The following is a 6,351-nucleotide window of genomic DNA, read 5'->3' on the forward strand; positions in this document are numbered from 1 at the left end:
GCGAAGCATACAAAATACAAACCTTCAGGATTATGGAGCCTGCCTGCCGGCAAGGCAGGTTTGTGGTTTCTGCTCATAATGGCTTGTTTTGCTATTCATTGGCAGGAGTTACTGTGAAATTAATGCTTACCACGCGAGGGGACTCGCGCGGGAGGGGGAATGTAAAGTTAGTACTAGTTTAGGCTTTAATTTTAATTCTACCAAAATACTCAAAAACTATTATTTGTCAAGTCGCTCTAACACTGTATCCATCTTTTCTTCCAGACGTTTGAGGTCGGCTTCCATTTCGTTGTTATTATCACTAATCATGGCATCTACAAATATGGAGTTGACCAGTGAGAGACCAAATATACCGCCCACAAACAAGATACATATAAAATAAAGCCGGGTAAAAAACACAATGGTGTTATTGTTTGTGGCCTCTGCAATGGCATCAGGTATTTCATACCATCCTTCAACAGTAAAGATTTTAAATGTGGAGTAAAAAGCGATTAGTGGGTCGCCAAAAAACTCCGGGGTACTATCACGAAACAAAAAACAAGTGATAAGTGACACTGTAAAATTAAAAATAAAGAATGCAAGTAGTATGAGCAAAGATGCTTTGGCAGCTTTAAAAGCCCCACTGATGATTTTTTCAATATTGGGCACAAAACGAATAAACCTGAAAAACTTAAATACCCTTAGTGTACGCAGTGCCAATAAAAAGTCAAGTGAGAGTAACTCAACAGGTAGCACCCAAGTGAGCAAAGCCGGCACAGCCATTATAACAAGTATAAAGTCAAATTTGTTCCAGTTGTCTCTAAAATAGCCTTTCACAGTATATGCATGCAGCTTTACAGCCATTTCTGCAACAAATACTATCGTAATCAGATGGTCTGCAATGTGCAGTTTGTCGAGTAAACCCTCCGGCAAAAGAAAGCCGGTGGCAAATAATATGGCTACATTGATCAGGATTAAAATAAGTATAAACCGGTCGTTGAGAAGTAAGGATTTTATCATTTACCAATTGCTTTAAGAACACGTTCTTCCTGAATCAAGACATCGCGCATCAATAAGTTATGTGGAAACGTTTTGAGTTTTGAATTTTTATACCCATCAAGAATTTTAGCGAGTGTAGAAGCTGCAATCAAAGAGAGGTTCAAATCATATTGAATACCACATTCATTAATAAAATCGTCAGAAAACTCAGGTGCTATCAATAATGATTTTACGACTTTATAATCGTTTTTTTCTGCCAGACCGGCGTAAGACTTTAACTGTCTTGAAACTGCACTAAATTTATTGTAACCGCTTTCTTTTGCTGTTTTGCATTCAATCAAAATCAAATCGTTATTCCCCAGATTTAAAATAATATCGATTTTATCTTTATTGGTATTGAGTTTTTTTCTGAGTTCATCGTCAACGTGAAAGCCAAGTTTCTTTAAGATGTTTTTAGTAATTTCCTCAAACTTGACACCCAATTCTGCTTCTTTTATTAATATGCCATTTTCTTTCAATACTGCCAGATTGCGAGAACCTATGTGTTCATAGTTTTCAATAAACATATTTTCGGTGTCTTTATAAGCATCCAGAATATTGTCTATACTATCTCCCCTTGTTTTGATTTCTTTTAGTTTGCAAAACTCCGTAAGATCTTTTGCGGGTATCAATTCGATAATATCCCTCGGTTTGATATTAAAGTCAAGCAAATAAGCACTTTTGAGAACATTTTCTTCCTGCAATTGAAATTCTTTTCTAATGAGTTGATTTAAGCCTTTGATGTTTTCACCCAATTCAATGACCAACTTTTCATAACCATCTGTTGAAATACCAACTTTTTCATCTTTTTCAAGGCTTTCAAAATACAGTATGAGATTTTGTATTTTTTCCTCGATGACTGTACCTTTTATTGTTTGACCGAGCTTAAGCTGCTTGTCACAAAAATCATTGATAAACTTTTTCTTTTCGGTTAGGGTTATTCCTTCCTTGTGTATGTCATTGGAGAGCACATCACTTAAAGAAATGCCCTCATTGATTATTTTTTTTGTTTTTTCGTCTAATGTCATTCTCCAGTCAATACCGTGTTCACGGCATATCATATTGATTTGCGGCTCACGGAGTTGTCTCAATATTCGTCGGTAATATTTATCTGCAACCTCTTTCCCTCTTAGTTTTCTCATTATTCTCACCACTTCATCAGCGACATAAACAATATTGTGCTTTTTAGAATAAAAAACGACACCTATGTTTCTTAATTCATTAATTACTATGTCAATATCTTGCTTGTCAATGGGTAAAATCAAATAATTAATCAGTTTTACTTCTTCTTGTGATAATCCCATTTGTTGTGACAATGTCAACAAAATAGACAATTCATCAGTAGTGATTTTTTTGTCTTGATTGTTTAGCTCGTCATTGGTATAAGCTGTTTCTACACAAGCTTTGTAAATTTTGTAATCCCTTTTTCTTTTTTCCGGTATTTCAGACTTTTCATTTTCAAGGGCTTTTTTGAAGTTGTTTAATTTACCTTGGAGTTTTTTTAATTCTTCTTCATAAAGTTGGGCAAACCATTCACGTTTCATAATACAATTGCCATCCCTGATTATTATATCAATAAGTATATCTAGCTGAGATGAAGTATTTACAAACTCATATTTAATCACTGAAGCAAATTCATCTTTAACAAGGTCAAATACAGCAGAAATAATAGTATTGTCAACACTTTTAAGGTCTCTATTATTATCAGACAATATCCTATCAATTTCCTTAAAGTTTTTTGGTTTTTCAGCTATTATCCCATCAACGATTTTAAGAAATGCGTTTTTTTCAAACGAATTTAAACGGTCTAATAAGTGTTCTAACTTCATGATTGAATTAAGTATTTTAGTTGTTAGTGGGGATAGTTAAAAAGGGGATAATGCTTCCTTTGCTATCTTCTTTTACATAAAAAGCTACAGAGGCTAAAACAAATATAGTTAAAAATGTTAAAACCCTCCCATAATAGTTTGTGAGTTATTGAGCTTGTGAGTTATTGAGTTGGTGTTCCAACACGTTCCAACACTCAAAATACTTTGTGTTTTTTGCTGCGTTTTTTTCTGTTTTGGTGTTAATTCTTCTAATAAAAGCCGTTCCGGTGTTTATAAATGCAACAGTAAAAATCTACTAATACCCCATATACAGCCTTTTTGAATGGGTATTTTTTTCTCTGTACAGCCGCGACAACTTTTCTGTACAGCCGCGACAAATTCTCTGTACAGACATAATAATTTCTCTGTACAGCCGCGACAACTTTTCTGTACAGGCAGTGGTAACGCCTGTAAACACGGAAGGTTTGAGAGGGTTGTTTTGTCATTCCGAATCAGCCAAAGGCGAAGGTGCCGGTTTGCCGCGCTGGCACCCTGCTGCTCACATACCGCTGCTCAAATACTATTCCCGCGAAGGCGGGGATCTTGAAATTCAATTGCAAAAAATGAATTATATCCAAATTTAAAAGCCCAGCAGTGCGTGCTTACTCAGATGCGACCCCTCTCCGCCTTTGGCGGATCGGCGTGACAAAAAGGAGTGAAGTCGGCGTGACTAAGGCCCCGGTTGTTTTGTCATCCCGAAGCGCAGCGAGGAATCGCACCCTGCTGCTCACGTCCCGTTGCTCACGTCCCGTTGCTCACGTCCCGTTGCTCACGTCACCATTGCTCAGCAGCACGTGTTTACCCAGATGAGATCCCTCTCCGCCTTTGGCGGATCGGGATGACAAAAAGGGGGGTGGGGATTTGGGAGATTATTATAGAAAAGAAGGCTGCGAAGTACCCTCCCCACCTACTCGGCACATAGGGAGGGTACATCACAAAATCAACCCATTTCCACTCAATAAATCACCCTAAAACAGAGGATAGTTAAAAAAATAACTGTATTTTTCCATTTCAAACGAAATAACAAACCGCATCAAAATATGCCGTTTAAAACCGTTGAAACCATTTAAGTAATTTTATAGATAAAAAAGGGAGCATACATGGCATTTTTTCAAAATTCGGTACTCAACAAACACCTGAACGTACAAGATGCGGAAACCGTAACAGCGGCTTATCAAAAATTTACCGCTTATTTTCACAATCCCAACATTCAGCAAAACATTAGAAATGCCAAAGAAGAACAATTCCAGGAAGGCTTTTTGCGTGAATTGTTTGTGGAAATATTGGGCTATACCCTAAACCCCCAACCGGATTTCAATTTAACCACCGAACTAAAAAATGAACGGGGCGCCAAAAAAGCCGATGGTGCCATCCTGCTTGACGGAAAAGCCCTGGGCGTTATCGAACTCAAAGGAACAGACACCAAAGACCTCGATAAAATCAATGTACAGGCGTTCAATTACAAAAACAACCATGCCGGTTGTGTGTATGTGATTACTTCCAACTTTGAAAAACTCCGCTTCTTCATTCATCATTCGGTGGAGCATTTGGAGTTTAACCTCTTTACGCTTACCGAAACCGAATTTAAATTGCTTTGGCTGTGCTTAAGTGCCGATAATTTATTGAACGGCGTTCCGCTTAGGGTAAAGGAAGAAAGTTTGGTGAAAGACGAACAAATAACCAAACAATTGTATAAAGATTATGCCACTTTCAGGATTGATTTGTGGCAGAATATGATAAAGAACAACGCCGGGTTTGATCAACTGTTGCTCTTTAAGGAAACCCAAAAACTGCTCGACCGCTTTCTGTTTATCTTTTTTGCCGAAGACAGCGGTTTGTTGCCGCCCAATTCCATTTCCCGGATAGTTGAACGCTTTGAAATCCTGAAGCGCGAAGACGCCTACAAACCTTTGTTTGAAATCTTCCAGCAATACTTTGGCTACATCAATACCGGGCGAAAGGGACAAAAACCCATTGATGATATATTTGCTTACAACGGCGGATTGTTTTTGCCCGACGAGGTGTTGGACAACATCAAAATTGATGACGACTTGCTCCATGCACACGTGATGAAATTGACCAACTATGATTTTCAAAGCGAAGTGGATGTCAACATCCTCGGTCATATTTTTGAAAACTCGCTCAATGAAATTGAAAATATCACAGCCCAATTGCAGGGGCAGGAGGTGGACAAAAGCAAAACCAAACGCAAAAAGGACGGGGTGTTTTACACGCCCAAATACATCACCAAATATATCGTTGACAATACCGTGGGCAAACTCTGTGAAGAAAAGAAAGCCGCGCTGGGCATCATCGATGAAGAATATGCCAAGGGCAGAAGGAACCGAAAAAAAGAGCTCATCAAAAACCTGGACCAAAACCTTCAGTCATACCGCAATTGGTTGTTGAACCTCACCATTTGCGACCCCGCCTGTGGCTCAGGGGCATTCTTAAACCAGGCATTGGAGTTTTTAATGGAAGAACACCGCTATATAGACGAACTGGAATCACAATTGTTGGGGCACCGGTTTGAATTTCCGGGAGTTGAAAACCACATACTGGAGAAAAACATTTTTGGTGTGGACATCAACAACGAAAGCGTGGAGATTGCCAAACTCTCCCTGTGGTTGCGCACGGCACAACGGGGCAGAAAACTCACCACGCTGAACAACAACATCAAATGCGGTAACTCATTGATTGACGACCCCGCTGTGGCCGGGGAGAAGGCATTTAACTGGCAAAAAGAATTCCCACAGGTGTTTCAGGAAAAAAAGAAACAAGCCTTTCACATCACCACAGCCTTATACGACAGTAGAACAAGTCAACGAATGATAGACTACAAAGTGCGTGAAAAAAGAGATTTAGGCACCAACCCCTATCCCAATTATACCAAACTCACACTTGAAGAAGAAATCCTCATCACCCAAACTGTCGCCGAAATCGTTGCAGAAGACCACCTCACCATACCCGCATACAACATTTGCAGTGACCATATGCACCTGCTACTCGTCTGTGAAGAAGACGAAGTACCACGCATCATACCAAAAATAAAAGCCAAAACCGCCCGGCAAGTCAATATCGCCCAAGGCATCACGACACCTGCAGCAGCTACTACTGCTACTACTACAACAAGGGAGCATGCTCCCTTGGCTTCACAGAACGAAAAAACGCAACTGTCAAGGGAGCATGCTCCCTTGGCGAATGAAACAGAAACAGAGTCATCAAGTGAGCATGCTCCCTTGGCTAGAGGTAAAAAACAAAACAGTTTGTGGACTCAAAAATTTGGGACCAACCCCATCACAACAGAGGAGCAATTGCACAATACACTCATTTACATACAAAACAACAGGATAAAACATGAACTGCCTGAAAATAAAGAATTGCAAACCATCATCGCTCAGTTCACCTGCACACTGCAACAAGCCTTTGCGCCGCAATATAAAGGTGGATTTGATGTGGTGATTGG

Annotated in this window: 5 protein-coding genes; 3 read left to right on the forward strand and 2 right to left on the reverse strand. The window is 39.4% G+C overall.

The genetic code is table 11. From position 1 onward, the window contains the following. The coding region (locus tag AC6F75_RS14395) for a hypothetical protein (protein WP_500715782.1) at positions 1-182 on the forward strand (182 nt) is incomplete at its 5' end. Between the two features lie 37 nt (positions 183-219). Here AC6F75_RS14395 and AC6F75_RS14400 read toward each other — a convergent pair. Next, entirely contained in the window at positions 220-999 is a 780-nt protein-coding gene (locus AC6F75_RS14400) for an ion transporter (RefSeq protein ID WP_500715783.1), read from the reverse strand. After that, positions 996-2,846 carry a hypothetical protein gene (locus AC6F75_RS14405; protein WP_500715784.1) on the reverse strand — a complete coding sequence of 617 codons (1,851 nt, stop codon included), beginning with the start codon at positions 2,844-2,846 and terminating at the stop codon, positions 996-998. The genes AC6F75_RS14400 and AC6F75_RS14405 overlap by 4 nt, the downstream gene beginning before the upstream one ends. A 437-nt stretch (positions 2,847-3,283) precedes the next feature. Between AC6F75_RS14405 and AC6F75_RS14410 the strand changes: the two genes are divergently transcribed. Both AC6F75_RS14410 and AC6F75_RS14415 read left to right on the forward strand, forming a co-directional pair. Continuing rightward, positions 3,284-3,469: a hypothetical protein gene (locus tag AC6F75_RS14410; protein ID WP_500715785.1), complete on the forward strand. Its 186-nt coding sequence runs from the start codon at positions 3,284-3,286 to the stop codon at positions 3,467-3,469. A gap of 516 nt (positions 3,470-3,985) precedes the next feature. Continuing rightward, positions 3,986-6,351, forward strand: a 2,366-nt coding sequence (locus tag AC6F75_RS14415) for an Eco57I restriction-modification methylase domain-containing protein (RefSeq protein WP_500715786.1), incomplete at its 3' end; no start/stop codon positions are given.

This window comes from Planktosalinus sp. (genome assembly GCF_059864935.1).

What these genes read in the sequence shown, in the direction of transcription:
- AC6F75_RS14405 (WP_500715784.1), bottom strand. Translation starts at nt 2,846, where the DNA reads ATGAAGTTAGAACACTTATTAGACCGTTTAAATTCGTTTGAAAAAAAC.
- AC6F75_RS14400 (WP_500715783.1), bottom strand. Translation starts at nt 999, where the DNA reads ATGATAAAATCCTTACTTCTCAACGACCGGTTTATACTTATTTTAATC.